This window comes from Streptomyces sp. DSM 40750 (assembly GCF_024612035.1).
GTDB lineage: Bacteria > Actinomycetota > Actinomycetes > Streptomycetales > Streptomycetaceae > Streptomyces.
Genome location: NZ_CP102513.1, coordinates 2559066 through 2577678 on the forward strand (window position 1 = coordinate 2559066; position 18613 = coordinate 2577678).

An 18613-nucleotide genomic window follows, 5' to 3' on the forward strand; every position below is an offset into this window, starting at 1 on the left:
TGTACCTTGTCGAGAGACCGATCCGGCCCCGGAGTGCATGGCGCGCACTCCGGGGCCGGCGGTTGTTTCAGACCCTCACCGGGTGAGGCACAACGTCACTTGTTGATGCAGGTGTTGCCGAAGGCAGGGTTCAGCAGCCCGATCACCGAGATCGTGTTGCCGCACACGTTGACGGGGACGTGAACCGGCACCTGGACGACGTTGCCGGACGCGACACCCGGGGAGTGGACGGCGGCACCCTGGGCGCCGGCGTCGGCGACAGCCAGGCCCGCACCCGCGAGAACCAGGCCACCGGTGGCAGCCGCAGTGGCGACGACCTTCTTGATCATTATTCCTCCTTGTTGGCAATGCGACCCCAGGTAGCGAGTCGCATCACCTGTAACGAGGACGGAGTAATCGAGCTACGAGCTTATGGTCCGATTCACCCGAGCCGGTCGATCTTCGTACGCGCGGCCGAATAAAGGAGTTTCGTTTCAGCACACAATTCCGGACAGAACAAGGGCGATTCAGGACCGGTCGGGATCCATCCTGGACCGTCGCGGAATGTCAGGACGCGTCGATGAAACGGTCGAGCACGCGCACACCGAACTTCAGACCCTCCACCGGCACCCTTTCGTCGACGCCGTGGAACATGCCCGCGAAGTCCAGCTCCGGCGGCAGCTTGAGCGGCGCGAAGCCGAAGCCGCGGATACCGAGGTCGTCGAAGGACTTGGCGTCCGTACCGCCGGAGAGCATGTACGGGACCGCCTTCGCGGCCGGGTCCTCGGCGAGCAGCGCGGACTGCATGGCGTCGACGAGCGCCCCGTCGAAGGAGGTCTCCAGCGCTTTGTCGGAGTGCACGTCCTCGCGGCGCACCTTCGGGCCGAGGATCGTGTCGAGGTCGGCGAGGAACTCCTCCTCGAACCCGGGCAGGAACCGCCCGTCGACATGCGCGGTGGCCTCGCCCGGGATGACGTTGACCTTGTAGCCGGCGCCGAGCTGGGTGGGGTTGGCGGTGTTGCTGAGGGTCGCGCCGATGAGCTTGGCGATGCCGCCGAGCCTGGCGAGGGTGCCCTCCATGTTCTCCGGGTCCAGCTCGGTGCCGAGCGCGTCGCCGAGTTCGTCGAGGAAGGCCCGGGTGGTCTTGGTGACCCGCACCGGGAAGGTGTGGCGGCCGAGCCGTGCGACGGCCTCCGACAGCTCGGTGATGGCGTTGTCCCGGTGGATCATCGACCCGTGCCCGGCCGTGCCGGCCACGGTGAGCTTCATCCAGTGCATGCCCTTCTCGGCCGTCTGGATCAGATAGAGCCGCCGCTGCTCGCTCACGGTGAACGAGAAGCCGCCGACCTCACTGATCGCCTCGGTGACACCCTCGAAGAGATCGGCGTGGTTCTTGACGAGGTGCTTCGCCCCGTACGTGCCACCGGCCTCCTCGTCCGCGAGGAAGGCGAGCACGATGTCGCGCGGGGGCTTGCGGCCGCTGCGCAGCCGGTCGCGTACGACCGCCAGCGTCATCGCGTCCATGTCCTTCATGTCGACCGCGCCGCGGCCCCACACACAGCCGTCCGCGACCTCGCCGGAGAACGGGTGGTGGGTCCAGTCCGCCGCGTTGGCCGGTACGACGTCGGTGTGGCCGTGGATGAGCAGCGCGGGCCGGGACCGGTCCTCGCCCTCGATACGGGCCACCGTGGAGGCGCGACCGGGGTGCGACTCGAAGATCTTCGGTTCGAGCCCCACCTCGGCGAGCTTCTCGGCGACGTACTCGGCGGCCTTGCGCTCGCCCGGGCCCGAGTGGTCGCCGAAGTTGCTGGTGTCGATCTGGATCAGCTCGCGGCAGAGGTCGACGACCTCGTCCTCGCCGGTCACGCGCCTGCCCGTGTCCGTCTCGCTCACGCTGGTTCCTCCCGCTGTCGCTGCTGGTGGTTCCCCCTCATCCTCCTCCTGCCCCACCGCTCGCCCCAAGACCGGGACCAGCCCGTCACAAGCCGTTCACGCCCGGCCGTGCCCGAGACGGGGTGTGATCGAGGGCCCCCGAAAGCCTGGTAATGTTTTCTCCGTCGCCGCGAGGGAAACCCCGCACGACAGACACCTTGTCCGGGTGGCGGAATGGCAGACGCGCTAGCTTGAGGTGCTAGTGCCCTTTATCGGGCGTGGGGGTTCAAGTCCCCCCTCGGACACACAGTGGCGAAGGCCGCGACCATCAGGTCGCGGCCTTCGGGCGTTTACACCGACGAAATGTGGGCGACGTCTCTCCGCGCCGGGAAAACCCCAGGTCACGGCCTACACCTGCGCCCCTCCGGGTCGCCCTGCGGCTGCCCCCGCTTGGCCGGGACGACAGGCCGTAGTCACCCGAGCACTAGAGTATTGGGCTTGTTCGGTACCGGTACGGAAATATCCCCAGGCAGACCTGCGGGCCCGCCGGCGCCCCCGGATGGTCCGGGTTCGAGAGGCGAGGATCCGATGGCCGCCGTATACGAGAGTCCTGACCTGACGCTGCTCGACGGAGAGTTGGCGGAGGGAGCCGGGGAGTTCGGCGGAGCGGCTCGTTTCTCGGCCGGTCCCGCGGCCTCCCCGCGCACGCTCGTCGATGTCTTCGAGGCGTCCGTACGGTCGTATCCGGACGAGCCCGCACTGGACGACGGGCAGCGGCGGCTGACCTATCGCGCGCTGGCCGTCGAGGTGGAGAACCTGCGGCGACGGCTGGGGGCGGCGGGGGTCGGCCTCGGGGACCGGGTCGGGGTGCGGGTGCCGTCGGGCACCAATGAGCTGTATGTCGGCATCCTCGCGGTGCTCGCCGCCGGGGCCGCCTATGTGCCCGTCGACGCCGAGGACCCCGACGAGCGGGCCGAGCTGGTGTTCGGCGAGGCGGAGGTGCGGGCGGTCATCGGGGCCGGGCACCACCTGACCGTCAACGGCGCGTCCGACTCCCCCGCCGCGCGGCCCGGGGTCGAGCACGACGCGTGGATCATCTTCACCTCCGGATCGACCGGGAAGCCCAAGGGCGTGGCCGTGAGCCACCGCAGCGCCGCCGCGTTCGTGGACGCCGAGGCGGAGCTGTTCCTCGCCGAGGAGCCCATCGCGCCCGGGGACCGCGTGATGGCCGGCCTTTCGGTGGCCTTCGACGCGTCCTGCGAGGAGATGTGGCTGGCCTGGCGGTACGGGGCCTGTCTGGTGCCGGTGCCGCGCTCGCAGGTCCGCAGCGGCGCCGATCTGGGGCACTGGCTGGTCGAGCAGGAGATCACCGTTGTGTCGACCGTGCCGACGCTGGCCGCGCTGTGGGAGCCCGAGGCGCTGGGCGACGTACGGCTGCTGATCTTCGGCGGGGAGGCCTGCCCGCCGGAGCTGGCGCAGCGGCTGGTGACGGAGGGGCGGGAGGTCTGGAACACGTACGGGCCGACCGAGGCCACCGTCGTCGCCTGCGCCTCCCTGATGTCCGGCGAGGAGCCGATCCGGATCGGGCTGCCGCTCGACGGGTGGGAGCTGGCCGTCGTCGACGAGGCCGGGGAGCCCGTGCCGATGGGGGGCAGCGGACAGCTCGTGATCGGCGGGGTAGGGCTCGCGCGGTATCTCGACGCCGACAAGGACGCGGAGAAGTACGCGCCGCTGGAGTCCCTTGGCTGGGAGCGGGCCTACCGCAGTGGTGACCTGGTGAAGGCCGAGCCGGAGGGGCTGGTCTTCCTCGGGCGGGCCGATGAGCAGGTCAAGCTCGGCGGGCGGCGGATCGAGCTGGGCGAGGTCGACGCCGCGTTGCAGGCGCTGCCCGGTGTCGCGGGCGCCGCGGCCGCCGTACGGACCGCGCGGAGCGGGAATCAGCTGCTCGTCGGGTATGTGGTCACCCAGGACGGGTGGGACCAGGCGGCGGCCGTCGAGAAGTTGCGGGCCGAGCTGCCGGCCGCGTTGGTGCCGCTGCTGGCGCCGGTGGCGGAGCTGCCGACCCGGACGTCCGGGAAGGTCGACCGGAACGCGCTGCCGTGGCCGCTGGCCGACGTGGAGACGGCCGGGCCGGCCGAGGACTTGTACGGGACAGAGGCGTGGCTCGCCGAGCAGTGGACGGAGGTGCTGGGCATCCCGGTCGGCGGTGCGGAGGACGACTTCTTCGCGATCGGCGGCGGCAGCCTGGCCGCCGCCCAGCTGACGACGCGGCTGCGGAGCCGGTATCCGAGCGTCGCCGTGCTGGACATCTACCAGCGGCCGACCTTGCGGAAGCTGGCCCGGTATCTGGAGGAGTCGGGCGAGGAGGGCGCTCACCGGCGGGCCGTGACCCCCGTGCCGGTGCGCGCGAGAGTCGTCCAGCTCATGCTCCTCGTCCCGCTGTTCACGCTGCTCGGCCTGCGCTGGATCGTTCCGCTGGCCGCGCTCGGGAATCTGCTCGGGCCGTACGCCTGGCTGCCGACCGCGCCCTGGTGGGCCGTGGCGGCCGGGGCGGTGCTGATCTTCACCCCGCCGGGGCGGCTCGCGATCGCGGCGGGCGGGGCGCGGCTGCTGCTGCGCGGCGTCGAGCCGGGGCGGTACGCGCGGGGCGGGAGCGTGCATCTGCGGCTGTGGGCGGCCGAGCGACTGGCCGAGTTCAGCGGGGCGACCTCGCTGACCGGGGTCTGGCTGGAGCGGTACGCGCGGGCGCTGGGTGCCAAGGTCGGGGCCGATGTCGATCTGCACGCGCTGCCGCCGGTGACCGGGATGCTCAAGCTCGGCCGGGGTGCCGCCGTGGAGTCCGAGGTGGACCTCTCCGGCTACTGGCTCGACGGGGACCGGCTGGAGATCGGGCCCGTCAAGGTGGGCGCCGGCGCGGTGGTCGGGACGCGGAGCATGCTGCTGCCGGGGGCCAGGGTCGGCAAGCGGGCCGAGGTGGCACCCGGGTCCGCCGTGGCCGGGCAGATTCCCACCGGGCAGCGGTGGGCCGGGGCGCCGGCGGTCAAGCTGGGCAAGGCGAAGCGGAACTGGCCCAAGGAGCGGCCGCGGCGGGGCCCGTTCTGGCGCGTGACGTACGGCGTGACCGGGGTGGGGCTGACCGCGCTGCCGCTGGTCTGCGGGGTCGCCGCGCTGGCCGTGCTGAGTCTGTTCGTGGACCCGGGCGCCGGGCTCGGCGCCGCGTTGCGGGGTGCGGCGCTCGGGCTGGTGCCCGCCACGCTCGCGTTCGGGGCGGCGTACGCGCTGCTGGTGCTCGTCACCGTACGGCTGCTGAGCCTCGGGCTGCGGGAGGGTACGCATCCCACGCACAGCCGCATCGGGTGGCAGGCCTGGACGGTCACCCAGCTGATGGACCGGTCGCGGGAGACGCTGTTCCCGCTGTACGCCGGGCTCGTCACACCGGTGTGGCTGCGGCTGCTCGGGATGCGGATCGGGCGGGGCGCCGAGGTGTCCACCGTGCTCGCGCTGCCGAGTCTGACCACGGTCGGCGACGGGGCGTTCCTCGCGGACGACACACTGACCGCGCCGTACGAGCTGGGCGGCGGCTGGCTGCGGATCGGACGGGCGGAGATCGGGCGGCGGGCGTTCCTCGGGAACTCCGGGATGACCGGGCCGGGGCGTTCCGTGCCGGACGGCGGCCTGGTGGGTGTGCTGTCGGCGACGCCGAAGAAGGCGAAGAAGGGCAGTTCGTATCTGGGGCTGCCGCCGGTGAGGCTGCCCAGGTCGGCGGCGCGTGGCGACCAGAGCCTGACGTACGAGCCGCCCGCGCGGCTGCTGTGGGCGCGCGCTCTGGTGGAGCTGTGCCGGATCGTGCCGGTGTTCTGCTCGGCGGGCCTCGCGCTGCTGACGGTGGCGGTGCTGAGCGTGCTGGACGGCTGGGCGTGGCTGCTGGGCGGGGTCGTGCTGCTGGGGGCGGGCCTGCTGGCCTGTCTGGTGTCCGTCGTCGCGAAGTGGCTGCTCGTGGGGCGGCACCGGAGCGGTGAGCATCCGCTGTGGAGCGGTTTCGTGTGGCGCAACGAGCTGGCGGACACCTTCGTGGAGGTGCTGGCCGTGCCGTGGCTGGCCGGTTCGGTGCCCGGTACGCCGGTGCTGAACGTGTGGCTGCGCGGGCTCGGTGCGAGAATCGGCAAGGGCGTGTGGGTGGAGAGCTACTGGCTGCCGGAGACCGACCTCGTCACGCTCGGCGACGGGGCGACGGTGAACCGGGGATGCGTGCTCCAGACCCACCTCTTCCACGACCGGATCTTGCGTACGGATACTGTTGAACTCCGTGAGGGCGCAACCCTGGGCCCGGGCGGAATCGTCCTGCCCGGCAGTGTGGTCGGGGCCCGCACCACGCTGGGTCCGGCGTCGCTGGTCATGGCCGCGGAGTCCGTTCCCGACGACACCCGGTGGCTTGGCAACCCGATCGAAGCATGGCGCCGCTGAATGCGGCTCGTGCGGCGTCGGGGGACGATGGTCGTCGTACGAGAGCGGAGCGGGGAGCAGAAGCGGCAGTGGCGGTTCAGCAGTCAGTGGGTCCGGACCCGTACTTCCCGGCGAACGGTGATTCCCGTTACCGGGTGCATCGGTACGAGCTGGCTGTGGACTATCGGCCGGGGCCCAACCGGTTGTCGGGCACCGCGCGGCTGAACGCCATCGCGGGCCGGGCGGCGCTGTCGGAATTCCAGCTGAACCTGGCCGATTTCAAGATCGGGCGGATCCGGGTCGACGGCCGGGCACCGCACTACACGCACCGGGGCGGCAGGCTGCGCGTCCGGCCAGCCAAGCCGATCCGGGCCGGGGCCGCGTTCACCGTCGAGGTCCACTGGTCGGGCAACCCCAAGCCGGTGAACAGCCCGTGGGGCGGGCTCGGTTGGGAGGAGCTGACCGACGGGGCGCTGGTGGCGAGCCAGCCGGTCGGGGCGCCGTCGTGGTATCCGTGCAACGACCGGCCCGCCGACAAGGCCTCGTACCAGATCTCGATCACGACGCCGTCCGCGTACCAGGTGGTGGCGGGCGGGCGTCTGCTCACCCGTACGACGAAGGCGTCCACGACGACCTGGGTGTACGAGCAGTCGGCGCCGACGTCCAGCTATCTGGTCGGCCTGTCGATCGGCAAGTACCAGACGGTGCTGTTGGGCGACCCGCGCCCCGGAGGCATACCGCAGCACGGGCACATCCCGGCCCATCTGCTCACCGAGTTCTCCCGGGACTTCGCTCGGCAGCCGGCCATGATGGAGCTGTTCGAGGAGCTCTTCGGGCCGTACCCGTTCGGGGAGTACGGGGTGGTGGTGACCGAGGAGGAGCTCGATGTCCCGGTCGAGGCACAGGGGTTGTCGCTGTTCGGCGCCAACCATGTGGACGGGGCGCGGGGTTCGGAGCGGCTGGTCGCGCACGAGCTGGCCCACCAGTGGTTCGGCAACAGTGTGTCCATCGCCGACTGGCGGCACATCTGGCTGAACGAGGGGTTCGCCAAGTACGCCGAGTGGCTGTGGTCGGAGCGCTCCGGTGACCGTACGGCGCATCAACTGGCCGCCGCCGCGCACCAGAAGCTGGCCGCGCTCCCCCAGGATCTGCGGCTGGCCGACCCGGGCCGCAAGCTGATGTTCGACGACCGCCTCTACGAGCGCGGTGGTCTCACCGTCCACGCCGTCCGTTGCGCCCTTGGCGACGACGCCTTCTTCCGTATGCTGCGCGGCTGGGCGACCGTCCACCGCGGCGGCGCCGTCACGACGGCGACCTTCGCCGCGCACGCCGCGCGGTACGCGGACGGACCGCTGGACGCCCTGTTCAGGGCGTGGCTGCGGGAGCCCGCGCTGCCACCGCTGCCCTCGCCGAAGGGCCCCGCGCTACCGGCCCGGCCGCCGTATCCGCCCACGAACGCGGGCTCCGCGTAGGCCGCGGGCGGGAAGCCGGCACGGGCTCGTGCGGGGCGGAGTCCGTGGGGCGGGCAGAATGACGGGCATGTCGTCGCGCCGCAGCAGTTCCAGGGCCAGGTCGAAAAGTCCCGCGAAAGCCTCTTCGCAGGCTCCTCGCACGTGCCCCTGCGGGCTTCCCGAGGTCTACGAGTCCTGTTGCGGCCGCTACCACACCGGCACCGGCACCGCCGCCGCACCCACCGCCGAGGCCCTGATGCGCTCCCGCTACAGCGCTTTCGTCGTACGCGACGAGGCGTACCTCCTACGCACCTGGCATCCCCGGACGCGCCCCGCCTCCGTCGACTTCGACACGACCATGCGCTGGACCGGCCTCGACATCCTCGACACCCACGACGGCTCGTCCTTCCACACCACCGGCACCGTCACCTTCCGCGCCTCGTTCCGGGGCGGCTCGATGCATGAGCGCAGCCGGTTCGAGCGGGTGGACGGGGCGTGGGTCTATGTGGACGGGGAGTTCCTGGCGTAGGTCAACCGGAGGCCAAGGAGTGGCCGTTGGGGGCCAGGATGTCGAGTTCCTGGAGGGCGCCCACGGTGATTTCCCTGGTGAGTTGTTCGGCTCGCAGGGCGTCGTGTTCGCGGATGGCTTCGGCCACCTGGACGTGGAGGGTGACGGCGGCGGGGTCGGGGTCGTCGAACATGACGGCGTGGTGGGTGCGGCCGGCCAGGACCTCCTCGACGACGTCGCCGAGGCGGGCGAACATCTCGTTGCCTGAGGCGTTGAGGATCAGGCGGTGGAAGGCGACGTCGTGGCGGAGGTAGCCCTCCAGTTTGTGGCCGCGTGAGTGGGCGACCATGCCGATCGCGCACTCGGTGAGTTCGGCGCACTGCTCGGCCGTGGCGTTGCGGGCGGCGAGGCCCGCCGCGATCGGTTCGACGGCCGAGCGCAGGACCGTGAGCGAGCGCAGCTGGCGGGGGCGGTCCGTGCCGGCCAGGCGCCAGCGGATCACCTGGGGGTCGTAGACGTTCCACTCGACGGACGGGCGGACGATCACGCCGACCCGGCGGCGGGACTCGACCAGGTGCATGGACTCCAGCACGCGGACCGCCTCGCGCATCACCGAGCGGGACACGTCGAAGGTCTGGGCGAGTTCGTCCGTGCGCAGCACGCTCCCCGGCGGGTACTCGCCCGCCGTGATCGCCGGACCGAGGGTTTCCAGTACTCGGCCGTGCAGCCCCCGGCCCGGTGTGGTCATGGGGTCAGGGTACGAGGAGGAGGCGACGGAGAAAAAGTCAGACTTATTTGGGTCGAGGGCTTGAATTCATCGTATCTAATGGGTTTCAGTGTCGTCGACGTCGGGTGACGTCTCAGATGTCGACAAAGACGGTGAGGTAGCGATGCGTACCCCTCATGTCGTCGTGGTGATGGGCGTGGCAGGCACCGGGAAGACCACGATCGGTCCCCTGCTCGCGGCCCGGCTCGGCGTTCCGTACGCCGAGGGCGACGACTTCCACCCCGAGGCCAACATCGCCAAGATGTCGGCCGGGACACCGCTGGACGACGCGGACCGGTGGCCGTGGCTGGACGCCATCGGCGCGTGGGCCGACGGCCGGGCCGGGCTCGGCGGGGTGGTGAGCTGTTCCGCGTTGAAGCGCGCGTACCGGGACCGGTTGCGGGCCGCCGCGCCGGGGCTGGTCTTCGTGCACCTCGCCGGCGACCGCGCGCTCATCGAGGACCGGATGTCCCATCGGCAGGGGCACTTCATGCCCACCGCGCTGCTCGACTCGCAGTTCGCCACGCTGCAGCCGCTGGAGGCGGACGAGGCGGGTGCCACGGTCGATGTCTCGGGCGAGCCCGAGGAGATCGCCGAGCGGGCGGTCGCCGCGCTGCGGGAGCTCGATCCGGCGTCGTCGTAGGACTCCGGCCGGGCGTCGTTCACGAGGGCCCGGCCGACTGCCGTCGTGAGCCCCTGGCTCCGTCGGCGTCTCTTCTCCAACCTCTCCCCCATACAAGGATTAACCGTGACCAGACTCAACGTCGAGCTGCTGGCAGCGGACCCCGTCGAGCCGATCACCTCGGCGGGACACGCTCAGCTGGGCATCGCCGTACTGGCGGGCATCGCCGTCATCGTCGTGCTCATCACCAGGTTCAAGGTGCACGCCTTCCTGGCGCTGACCATCGGCTCGCTCGCGCTCGGCGCGTTCGCCGGGGCGCCGCTGGACAAGGCGATCGCCAGCTTCACCACCGGGCTCGGGTCGACCGTGGCCGGTGTGGGCGTGCTCATCGCGCTGGGGGCGATCCTCGGCAAGCTGCTGGCGGACTCCGGCGGCGCCGACCAGATCGTCGACACGATCCTCGCGAGGGCCGGCGGGCGGGCGATGCCGTGGGCGATGGTGCTGATCGCCTCCGTGATCGGGCTGCCGCTGTTCTTCGAGGTCGGGATCGTGCTGCTCATCCCGGTGGTGCTGATGGTCGCCAAGCGCGGGAACTACTCGCTGATGCGTATCGGCATCCCGGCCCTCGCCGGTCTGTCCGTCATGCACGGGCTGATCCCGCCGCACCCCGGTCCGCTGGTCGCGATCGACGCGGTGCAGGCCAACCTCGGGGTCACGCTGGCGCTGGGACTGGTCGTCGCGATACCGACCGTGGTCATCGCCGGGCCGCTGTTCTCGAAGTACGCGGCCCGCTGGGTGGATGTGCCCGTCCCGGAACGCATGATTCCCGTACGCGCCTCGGAGGAGTTGGAGAAGCGGCCCGGCTTCGGCGCGACCATCGCGACCGTGCTGCTGCCGGTGGTGCTGATGCTGGCCAAGGCGCTGGTGGACATCGTCGTGGACGATCCCGAGAACATGGTCCAGCGGGTCTTCGACGTGGCCGGCTCGCCGCTGATCGCGCTGCTCGCGGCCGTGATCGTGGGCATGTTCACGTTGGGGCGGGCGGCCGGGTTCACCAAGGGGCGGCTGTCCTCGACGGTCGAGACGTCCCTCGCGCCGATCGCGGGGATCCTGCTGATCGTCGGTGCCGGCGGCGGGTTCAAGCAGACGCTCATCGACTCCGGTGTCGGGCAGATGATCCTGGACATCTCCGAGGACTGGTCGATCCCCGCGCTCGTCCTGGCCTGGCTGATCGCGGTGGCGATCCGGCTGGCGACGGGTTCGGCCACGGTCGCCACGATCTCCGCGGCGGGACTGGTGGCGCCCCTCGCGGCGGACATGTCGACGACCCACACGGCTCTGCTGGTGCTGGCCATCGGCGCGGGTTCGCTCTTCTTCAGCCACGTCAACGACGCCGGGTTCTGGATGGTGAAGGAGTACTTCGGGATGAGCGTCGGGCAGACCATCAAGACGTGGTCGGTGATGGAGACGATCATTTCGGTGGTCGCCGGGGCGATCGTGCTGCTGTTGTCCTTGGTGATCTAGCGCGCGGTCCGACGGATGTCGGCGGCACGAGCAGGGTCCCGGCCGGGCGAACACACGATCGCCGGGAATGGGTGGCTCTGGGGCATCGGGGATCCGAAGCGCGAAGAAGGCCTGTGCGTGGTGCTCACCGCCGAAGGCGTGGAGCACCACGGGCGGGGTGGGCCGCAACCGCTGCTCTTCGTCCCGTGGACCAGGTGATACGGCCGCCCGCGCTGCCCCGGGCGGGCCGTATCCACTCGGAAGCTACGGCCGCCAAAGGGAATGCTCCCGGTCCGCCCATTCCCGGCTCACCGAACCCGTCCGCAGCCCCCGCCGGGCCTCCGGATCGCCCAGGGCCATACCGATGTGACCCGCCAGGACGATGCCGATCGTCAACGCCAGCCAGTCGTGGACGAACGTCGCGCTGGTGCGCCACATCAGCGGGGTGAGGTGGGTGAACCACATCATCAGGCCCGTGGCGAGCATGACGAGGGTGGCGCCGGCGATCCAGGCGGCGTAGAGCTTCTGGCCGGCGTTGAACTTGGCGGCGGGGCGCGGGCCGGGGGCGCGGCGGCGGGCTGCGCGGAGCCAGAGGCGGTCGTGCGGGCCCCAGCGGTTCAGGCGGCCGACATCCGCGCGGAACGCGCGGGAGGCCAGACCCGCGAGGACCGGGAGGGGCAGGACCAGGCCCGTCCATATGTGGACCGTCACCACCAGGGCCCGGCGGCCGACCAGTTCGGCGAGGGCGGGGACGTACAGGCAGGCCGCCGTCGCCACGCAGATGCCCATCAGGGCGGCCGTCGTGCGGTGGATCCAGCGTTCGGCGGCGGTGAAACGCCGGACGCGGGCCTCCGAGCGAACGGGGGGCTCCTCAAGTCGTTGGTTCATCGTCCCGCCCGTTCGATCGGCCCACCCACGCGTCGATGTCGTAGCCCCGCTCCTCCCAGTAGCCGGGCTCGACCTCCTCCGTGACCTCGATGCCGGAGAGCCACTTGGCGGACTTGTAGAAGTACATGGGGGCGACGTAGAGGCGTACCGGGCCGCCGTGGTTGTGGCTGAGGTCCTTGTCCTGCATACGGAGGGCCACCAGGACGTCCGCGCGGCGGGCCTGCTCCAGGGTGAGGCTCTCCGTGTACGCCCCGTCGAAGCAGGTGAAGCGGACCGCGCCCGCCGAGGAGCGCACCCCGGCCGCGTCGAGGAGCGCGGACAGTCGTACGCCCTCGAACGGGGTGTCCGGGACGCGCCAGCCCGTGACGCACTGGACGTCCTTCACCATCCGGGTCTGCGGGAGGGCCCGCAGGTCGGCGAGGGTGTACGAGGCGGGCTTGTCGACCAGGCCGTCGACGGTGAGGCGGTAGTTCTTCGCGGTCTTGCGGGGGACGGACGACGTCACCGAGTAGTAGCGGAAGCCGCCGCCGTTGGGGAGCAGGCCGGTCAGGCCGGTGGGGTCCTTCTGGGCCGCCTCGCCGAGGAACGCCTCCATGCCTCGCTGGAGGACGGGCGCGGAGACCACGCCCAGGGCGCCGAGTCCGAGGGTGCCGAGGAGGATACGGCGGCCGATGGGCTTGCCCCGCCCCGGTTCATGGTCTTCGGAGTCTTCAGGTACTTCAGGGTTCACCCCTTGATTCGAACATCCGCCGCCCCGGTCCGGCCAGGGACAGCGGATATTCGTCAGAGTTCCGTCATCTGCGCCGGGCTCGCTCAGCCCGTCGCCTTCGCCGCCGCCCGGCCCGCCGTACGGCCGGAGAACAGGCAGCCGCCGAGGAACGTGCCCTCCAGGGAGCGGTAGCCGTGGACACCGCCGCCACCGAAGCCGGCTGCCTCGCCCGCCGCGTACACGCCCTCCAGCGGGTCGCCGCCCTCCGTGAGGACACGGGAGGAGAGGTCGGTCTCCAGGCCGCCGAGGGTCTTGCGGGTGAGGATGTTGAGGCGGACGGCGATCAGCGGACCCGCCTTGGGGTCGAGGATGCGGTGCGGGGTGGCGGTGCGGATGAGCTTGTCGCCGAGGTAGTTGCGGGCCCCCCGGATCGCCATGACCTGGAGGTCCTTGGTGAACGGGTTGGCGACCTCGCGGTCCCGGGAGACGATCTCGTGGCGCAGCTCGGCCTCGTCGATCAGCGGTTCCTTGGTGAGCGCGTTCATGCCGCGGACCAGCGAGCCGAGGTCCTTCTCCACGACGAAGTCGACACCGTGGTCCATGAAGGCCTTGACCGGGCCGGGGACGTCCGCGCGGGCCCGGATGAAGACGTCCTTGATGGACTTGCCGGTCAGGTCGGGGTTCTGCTCGGAGCCGGAGAGGGCGAACTCCTTGCCGATGATCTTCTGGTCGAGGACGAACCACGTGTAGTCGTAGCCGGTCTTCATGATGTGCTCGAGCGTGCCGAGGGTGTCGAAGCCCGGGAAGAGCGGCACCGGCAGTCGCTTGCCGCGCGCGTCCAGCCAGAGCGAGGACGGGCCGGGGAGGACGCGGATGCCGTGGTTCTCCCAGATGGGGTTCCAGTTCTGGATGCCCTCGGTGTAGTGCCACATGCGGTCGCGGTTGATCAGGTGCGCGCCCGTCTCCTCGGCGATGGCGAGCATCTTGCCGTCGACGTGCGCGGGAACGCCGGAGATCATCTTCTCCGGGGGGTTGCCGAGGCGCTCGGGCCAGTTGGCGCGGACGAGGTCGTGGTTGCCGCCGATGCCGCCGGAGGTGACGATCACGGCCTGGGCCTTCAGCTCGAAGGCGCCGGTGACATCGCGGTTGCTGGCCTGGCCGCGCTCGATGGTCGACGCCTCCAGAATCTCGCCGGTGACGGTGTCGACGGCGCCCGCGCTGCGCGAGAGGCCGGTCACCCGGTGGCGGAACTTCAGCTGGACCAGCCCCCGGGCCACGCCCTCCCGTACCCGCCGCTCGAAGGGCGCGACGAGACCCGGGCCGGTGCCCCAGGTGATGTGGAAGCGGGGGACGGAGTTGCCGTGGCCGTTGGCGTCGTAGCCGCCGCGCTCGGCCCAGCCGACCACCGGGAAGAACCGGACGCCCTGCTGGTACAGCCAGGACCGCTTCTCACCGGCCGCGAAGTCGACGTACGCCTCGGCCCACTTGCGCGGCCAGTGGTCCTCCTCGCGGTCGAAGGCGGCCGTGCCCATCCAGTCCTGGAGGGCGAGGGCATGGCTGTCCTTGATGCGCAGGCGGCGCTGTTCGGGCGAGTCGACGAAGAAGAGCCCGCCGAAGGACCAGTGCGCCTGGCCGCCGATCGACTGCTCCGGCTCCTGGTCGAGGAGGATCACCTTGCGGCCCGCGTCGACGAGCTCCGCGGTCGCCGCGAGCCCGGCGAGGCCCGCCCCGATCACGATCACATCTGCGTCGTACGACATGGAGGACGTCCTCTCGGGAACGGGTCAGGCAAGCGGGGGCAGGGCGAGGCAGGGCCGACACCGCCCAGCGCTTTGTTACTGGCCGGTCAGTGGCTTTGGACTCTGATCCTTCGGCAGAGGAGTGACCTAGTCAACTGCCCGGATGTGTCTCCTCTTACGGACAGCCTCCGGCGGCCGGGCCAGAGCCGTCGGAATACGTATCGGGTCACCCGTCGGGGCACAAATCGCCCTCCGGCCGGGATGCGGGTGGCGGAGCTGCAGCGAGGCTGGGGTCGGCTGTGGCCTCCAGTGGCTCGGGGGTGCGGATGCGTCGGCGGGTGCGGGTGGTTCGTGGCCGTGCGAGCAGGCACCACCCGCCCGCACCCGACACACATGCCGCACCCGCCCCTGCTTGGATGGGCGCATGAGCGCCGCCGACGAGATCCTCGACATCGTGGACGAGAACGACCAGGTCATCGGGCAGGCCCCGCGTGGGGAGGTGTACGCGCGTGGGATGCGTCATCGGGCCGTGTTCGTGCTGGCCCGGGACGCCGAGGGACGGGTCTTCGTGCATCGCCGCACGGCCACGAAGCTGGTCTTCCCGTCGCTGTACGACATGTTCGTGGGCGGGGTCGTGGGAACGGGCGAGTCCTACGACCACGCGGCGCTCCGCGAGGCCGGGGAGGAACTGGGCGTCTCCGGGCTGCCGCAACCCGAGCCGCTCTTCAAGTTCCTTTACGACGACGGGGTCGGGCGGACCTGGTGGTCGGCCGTGTACGAGGTCCGCTGCGAGCTTCCGGTGAACCCGCAGGTGGAGGAGGTCGCCTGGCACGGCTTCCTGGCGGAGGCCGAGCTGGAGCGGCGGCTGGGCGAGTGGGAGTGGGTGCCGGACGGGATGGCGGCGTACGAACGGCTGCGGGCCCGTCGCGGGGTGGGCTGACGGACGGAACACCTGACCTCCGAAGCCGACCGGTAGTGTCCTACACGTGATCGAATTTGTACGGAACGTCCGGCTCTGGTTCGCCCCCGGGGAGATCCGGGAGGAAGGCCGCACCCCGGACTACCGGTTCTCGCTGGCCAATGAGCGGACGTTCCTGGCCTGGCTGCGCACCTCGCTCGCGCTCATCGGCGGCGGTTTCGCGGTGGACCAGTTCCTGCCCGACCTGCGGTGGGGCTGGCGCGTCGGGCTCGCCCTCGCCCTGCTGGCCGCCGGGGTGCTGTGCGCGTTGCGGGCGGTCAACCACTGGGTGCGCTGCGAGCGGGCGATGCGGCGCGGGGAGGACCTGCCGGTGTCCCGGTTCCCGGCGCTGCTGAGCTTCGTGATCGCGGTGGTCGCCGTCGCCATGGTCGCCGTCGTCCTGCTGGGGTGGGAGGGATGAGCCCCGCGCCTCCGGCGCCTCCCGCTTCCCCTGGGCCCGACGGTCCTTCCGCGCCTCCCGACCGTGACCCCGGCCTCCAGCCCGAGCGCACCCGGCTCGCCTGGCGGCGTACGACCCTCACGGGCGTCGTGATCGCCGTACTCGCCGCGAAGTCCGCGCTGCACGGCGGGCCGTCGGCGGCCGGCGTGGTGGCCGCCGCCCTGTGCGCGGTGCTGTGGCTGGGCTTTCTGGCGCTCGCCCACCGCCGTATCCACGCCCTGTCGGCCTCCCGCCCGCCCGTCCTCGCACCCGGGATCGCCGCGACGGCCGTCCTGTGCACGGTCGCCCTCGCGGTGTGCGGGGCGGCGCTGGTGTTCTGACCGGTGGTCACACGGCGCACGACGGGCACGCCCACGAGCACGGCGAGGACTTCGGGGATCAGGCGGTCACGCGCGGGGACCACGTGGCCCAGGTGCAGGACGGCCACCGGCACACGGCGCGCGAAGGACACCGGGACGACCACGGACGGCCGACGGCGGGCATCAGTACGACCACCTGCGCCGTTCCGTACACCCCGGACTCCACCGGATCGTCGCCGACTGGCAGGCTCTGACCACCAGTTGGCGACGATCCGGGGGATGAAGGAGGTCACCATGACCGCAGGAGAGCCGTACACCGTCGAGCTCGCGAGCGACGTGTACGCGTATGTGCAGCCGGACGGCGGATGGTGTCTGAACAACTCCGGTTTCGTGAGTGACGGAACCACCACGTTGCTCGTGGACACGGCGGCGACCGAGCGCCGGACCCGTGCCCTGGGCGCCGCGCTCGACGCCACCGGCGTCCCGAAGCCCCGCTTCCTGGTCAACACCCACCACCACGGGGACCACACCTACGGCAACGGCTTCTTCACGCCGGCCGCCGCCCTCGTCTCGCACTCGGCCTGCCGCCGCGAGGCCCTCGCCAGTGGGCAGCACCTCCATCTGCTGTGGCCGCAGACCGACTTCGGGGACGTCGGTGTCCAGGGCGCGGACCTGACGTACGACGACCGCATGACCGTCCACGTCGGCGACATCGAGGCCCAGGTCATCCACCCCGGTATCTCGCACACGGTCGGCGACTCGGTGGTCTGGCTGCCGCACCGGCGGGTGCTGTTCGCGGGGGACCTCGTCTTCGAGGGCGGGACGCCGTTCTTCCTGATGGGCTCGCTGAGCGGTTCGCTGAGGGCGCTGGCGCTACTGCGCGAGCTGGGCGCCGAGACCGTCGTACCGGGGCACGGGCCGGTCACCGACCCGTCGGCGTTCGACAAGGCCGAGCGGTACACGCGGTTCGTGGCCGAGATCGCCGAGAAGTCGCACGCGTCCGGGCTCACGCCGCTGGAGGCCGCGCGAAGCACGGATCTCGGGGAGTACGCCGTCCTGCCGGAGAGCGAGCGGCTGGTGGCGAACCTGCGCCGGGCGTACGCCGAGCTCGACGGGACGCCGGAGGGCGAGGGTGTGGACCCGTTCGCCGGGTTCATGGACATGGCGACCATCAACGGCGGGGAGATGATGACCTGCCACGCGTGATGCCGTGAAGGGTTCGGCGAACCGGGAACCCGGTGGGCCCACGACTTCGCCGGGATCCGGCGGCACGGCCGGATCCCGTCGAGACCCCGATCACTTTCGTGTCGCCCACTGGACGACATACCGACCGGTCGGCATCATAGTCGGGTCCGGTTCACCCGCGCGTAGGAGCGATGATGCACCCAGACCCCCCGCCAGGTCTCGATCCCGACCGGCTCCGCGCCCTGCTCGACGCCGAGCGGCCCGGACTCGTGGGCGGTCCGCTCGCCGGCCGGCTGATCGAGGGCGGACGGTCGAACCTGACGTACGAGGTCACGGACGGCTCCGCGAAGTGGGTCGTTCGCCGGCCGCCGCTGGGCCATGTGCTGGCGACCGCGCACGACATGAAGCGCGAGCACCGGGTGATCAGCGCGCTGCACCCGACGGACGTACCGGTCCCGCGTCCCGTGCTGCTGTGCGAGGACGAGGACGTGCTCGGCGCGCCCTTCTACGTCATGGACTTCGTCGAGGGCACCCCGTACCGCACCGCCGAGCAGCTGGCCCCGCTGGGCCCGGAGCGGACCCGGGCCGCCGTGCTGGGCCTGGTCGACACCCTGGTCGAGTTGCACGCGGTGGACCCGGCCGAGGTGGGCCTCGCCGACTTCGGGCGCCCGGAGGGGTTCCTGGACCGGCAACTGCGGCGCTGGGGCAAGCAGTTGGACGCGTCCCGCAACCGCGAGCTGGCCGGCGTCGACGAGCTGCACGCGGCCCTCGGACGCCGACTGCCGCACTCCCCCGCCCCGGCCGTCGTGCACGGCGACTACCGGCTCGACAACGTGCTGCTGGGCGACGACGACCGGATCAAGGCCATCCTGGACTGGGAGATGTCCACGCTCGGCGATCCGCTCACCGACCTGGGCCTGCTGGTGATGTACAGCGTGCCGCTCGCCATGCCCGACTCGCCCGTCTCCACGACCGCGGCGGCCGCCGGGCACCCGGATCCGGCCGAGATCATCGAGCGGTACGCGGCCCGCTCGGGCCGCGACGTCTCCTCGGTGTCCTGGTACACGGCGTTCGCCTGGTTCAAGCTCGCCGTGATCCTGGAGGGCATCCACTACCGGTACACCCTCGGCCAGACGGTCGGCCGCGGCTTCGACCGCATCGGCGACCTGGTCCCCGTCTTCATCGAACACGGCCTGATGACTCTTCGCGCCGGCTCCCAGGAAGGCTGACC

Annotated in this window: 16 protein-coding genes and 1 tRNA gene; 11 read left to right on the forward strand and 6 right to left on the reverse strand. The window is 71.2% G+C overall.

All coding sequences use genetic code 11. From position 1 onward, the window contains the following. Nucleotides 1-95: 95 nt before the first annotated feature. Together chpH and JIX55_RS11435 are read right to left on the reverse strand one after the other, a co-directional pair. Nucleotides 96-329 carry a chaplin ChpH gene (gene chpH / locus JIX55_RS11430; protein ID WP_257563186.1) on the reverse strand — a complete coding sequence of 78 codons (234 nt, stop codon included), beginning with the start codon at nt 327-329 and terminating at the stop codon, nt 96-98. Between the two features lie 217 nt (nt 330-546). Further along, a complete protein-coding gene (locus JIX55_RS11435; RefSeq protein WP_257563187.1) occupies nt 547-1872 on the reverse strand; it encodes a M20/M25/M40 family metallo-hydrolase in 1326 nt (441 codons plus the stop codon). Nucleotides 1873-2071: 199 nt separating this feature from the next. Between JIX55_RS11435 and JIX55_RS11440 the strand changes: the two genes are divergently transcribed. The 4 genes from JIX55_RS11440 to JIX55_RS11455 all read left to right on the forward strand — a co-directional run bounded on the left by JIX55_RS11440 (nt 2072) and on the right by JIX55_RS11455 (nt 8274). Next, a tRNA-Leu gene (locus JIX55_RS11440) sits at nt 2072-2156 on the forward strand. A 283-nt stretch (nt 2157-2439) separates the two neighbouring features. After that, on the forward strand, nt 2440-6315 hold the full coding sequence (locus tag JIX55_RS11445) for a Pls/PosA family non-ribosomal peptide synthetase (protein ID WP_257563188.1): 3876 nt from the start codon (nt 2440-2442) through the stop codon (nt 6313-6315). Between the two features lie 68 nt (nt 6316-6383). Further along, the gene (locus JIX55_RS11450) at nt 6384-7766 is read left to right on the forward strand and encodes a M1 family metallopeptidase (protein ID WP_257563189.1); all 1383 of its coding nucleotides are present in this window, start codon (nt 6384-6386) and stop codon (nt 7764-7766) included. Between the two features lie 58 nt (nt 7767-7824). Next, nucleotides 7825-8274: a YchJ family protein gene (locus JIX55_RS11455; RefSeq protein ID WP_443046403.1), complete on the forward strand. Its 450-nt coding sequence runs from the start codon at nt 7825-7827 to the stop codon at nt 8272-8274. A 1-nt stretch (nt 8275) separates the two neighbouring features. Here JIX55_RS11455 and JIX55_RS11460 read toward each other — a convergent pair whose 3' ends face one another. Continuing rightward, nucleotides 8276-9001 (reverse strand): FadR/GntR family transcriptional regulator, encoded by a 726-nt coding sequence (locus tag JIX55_RS11460; protein WP_257563191.1) that lies wholly within the window; start codon nt 8999-9001, stop codon nt 8276-8278. A 142-nt stretch (nt 9002-9143) separates the two neighbouring features. On the opposite strand from JIX55_RS11460, the gene JIX55_RS11465 reads away from it, so the two are divergent. Further along, entirely contained in the window at nt 9144-9662 is a 519-nt protein-coding gene (locus JIX55_RS11465; protein ID WP_257563192.1) for a gluconokinase, read from the forward strand. Nucleotides 9663-9767: 105 nt separating this feature from the next. After that, nucleotides 9768-11165 (forward strand): GntP family permease, encoded by a 1398-nt coding sequence (locus JIX55_RS11470; protein ID WP_257563193.1) that lies wholly within the window; start codon nt 9768-9770, stop codon nt 11163-11165. 243 nt (nt 11166-11408) lie between these two features. Here the strand turns inward: JIX55_RS11470 and JIX55_RS11475 are convergent, their stop codons facing one another. The 3 genes from JIX55_RS11475 to JIX55_RS11485 all read right to left on the reverse strand — a co-directional run bounded on the left by JIX55_RS11475 (nt 11409) and on the right by JIX55_RS11485 (nt 14501). Next, nucleotides 11409-12032 carry a cytochrome b/b6 domain-containing protein gene (locus tag JIX55_RS11475; RefSeq protein ID WP_257563194.1) on the reverse strand — a complete coding sequence of 208 codons (624 nt, stop codon included), beginning with the start codon at nt 12030-12032 and terminating at the stop codon, nt 11409-11411. Further along, nucleotides 12016-12762, reverse strand: a complete 747-nt coding sequence (locus JIX55_RS11480) for a molybdopterin-dependent oxidoreductase (RefSeq protein WP_257563195.1) — start codon at nt 12760-12762, stop codon at nt 12016-12018. The genes JIX55_RS11475 and JIX55_RS11480 overlap by 17 nt, the downstream gene beginning before the upstream one ends. Nucleotides 12763-12845: 83 nt before the next feature. Further along, a complete protein-coding gene (locus JIX55_RS11485; RefSeq protein WP_257563196.1) occupies nt 12846-14501 on the reverse strand; it encodes an FAD-binding dehydrogenase in 1656 nt (551 codons plus the stop codon). A 403-nt stretch (nt 14502-14904) separates the two neighbouring features. Between JIX55_RS11485 and JIX55_RS11490 the strand changes: the two genes are divergently transcribed. The 5 genes from JIX55_RS11490 to JIX55_RS11510 all read left to right on the forward strand — a co-directional run bounded on the left by JIX55_RS11490 (nt 14905) and on the right by JIX55_RS11510 (nt 18611). Next, entirely contained in the window at nt 14905-15420 is a 516-nt protein-coding gene (locus JIX55_RS11490; protein ID WP_257563197.1) for an NUDIX hydrolase, read from the forward strand. Between the two features lie 46 nt (nt 15421-15466). Continuing rightward, nucleotides 15467-15859 (forward strand): YidH family protein, encoded by a 393-nt coding sequence (locus tag JIX55_RS11495; protein WP_257563198.1) that lies wholly within the window; start codon nt 15467-15469, stop codon nt 15857-15859. Next, nucleotides 15856-16218, forward strand: coding sequence for a DUF202 domain-containing protein (locus JIX55_RS11500; RefSeq protein WP_257563199.1), 363 nt, complete (start codon nt 15856-15858; stop codon nt 16216-16218). The genes JIX55_RS11495 and JIX55_RS11500 overlap by 4 nt, the downstream gene beginning before the upstream one ends. A 273-nt stretch (nt 16219-16491) precedes the next feature. After that, a complete protein-coding gene (locus JIX55_RS11505; RefSeq protein WP_257563200.1) occupies nt 16492-17403 on the forward strand; it encodes an MBL fold metallo-hydrolase in 912 nt (303 codons plus the stop codon). A gap of 173 nt (nt 17404-17576) precedes the next feature. Continuing rightward, complete coding sequence (locus JIX55_RS11510; protein WP_257569297.1) at nt 17577-18611, forward strand: phosphotransferase family protein; 1035 nt, start codon at nt 17577-17579, stop codon at nt 18609-18611. Nucleotides 18612-18613 lie beyond the last annotated feature (2 nt).

Bases quoted from the DNA above. Each gene is read 5' to 3' on its own strand.
- JIX55_RS11490 (WP_257563197.1), top strand. From the start codon at position 14,905: ATGAGCGCCGCCGACGAGATCCTCGACATCGTGGACGAGAACGACCAG.
- JIX55_RS11460 (WP_257563191.1), bottom strand. From the start codon at position 9,001: ATGACCACACCGGGCCGGGGGCTGCACGGCCGAGTACTGGAAACCCTC.
- JIX55_RS11510 (WP_257569297.1), top strand. From the start codon at position 17,577: ATGCACCCAGACCCCCCGCCAGGTCTCGATCCCGACCGGCTCCGCGCC.
- JIX55_RS11455 (WP_443046403.1), top strand. From the start codon at position 7,825: ATGACGGGCATGTCGTCGCGCCGCAGCAGTTCCAGGGCCAGGTCGAAA.
- JIX55_RS11485 (WP_257563196.1), bottom strand. From the start codon at position 14,501: ATGTCGTACGACGCAGATGTGATCGTGATCGGGGCGGGCCTCGCCGGG.
- JIX55_RS11445 (WP_257563188.1), top strand. From the start codon at position 2,440: ATGGCCGCCGTATACGAGAGTCCTGACCTGACGCTGCTCGACGGAGAG.
- JIX55_RS11475 (WP_257563194.1), bottom strand. From the start codon at position 12,032: ATGAACCAACGACTTGAGGAGCCCCCCGTTCGCTCGGAGGCCCGCGTC.
- chpH (WP_257563186.1), bottom strand. From the start codon at position 329: ATGATCAAGAAGGTCGTCGCCACTGCGGCTGCCACCGGTGGCCTGGTT.
- JIX55_RS11505 (WP_257563200.1), top strand. From the start codon at position 16,492: ATGACCGCAGGAGAGCCGTACACCGTCGAGCTCGCGAGCGACGTGTAC.
- JIX55_RS11500 (WP_257563199.1), top strand. From the start codon at position 15,856: ATGAGCCCCGCGCCTCCGGCGCCTCCCGCTTCCCCTGGGCCCGACGGT.
- JIX55_RS11465 (WP_257563192.1), top strand. From the start codon at position 9,144: ATGCGTACCCCTCATGTCGTCGTGGTGATGGGCGTGGCAGGCACCGGG.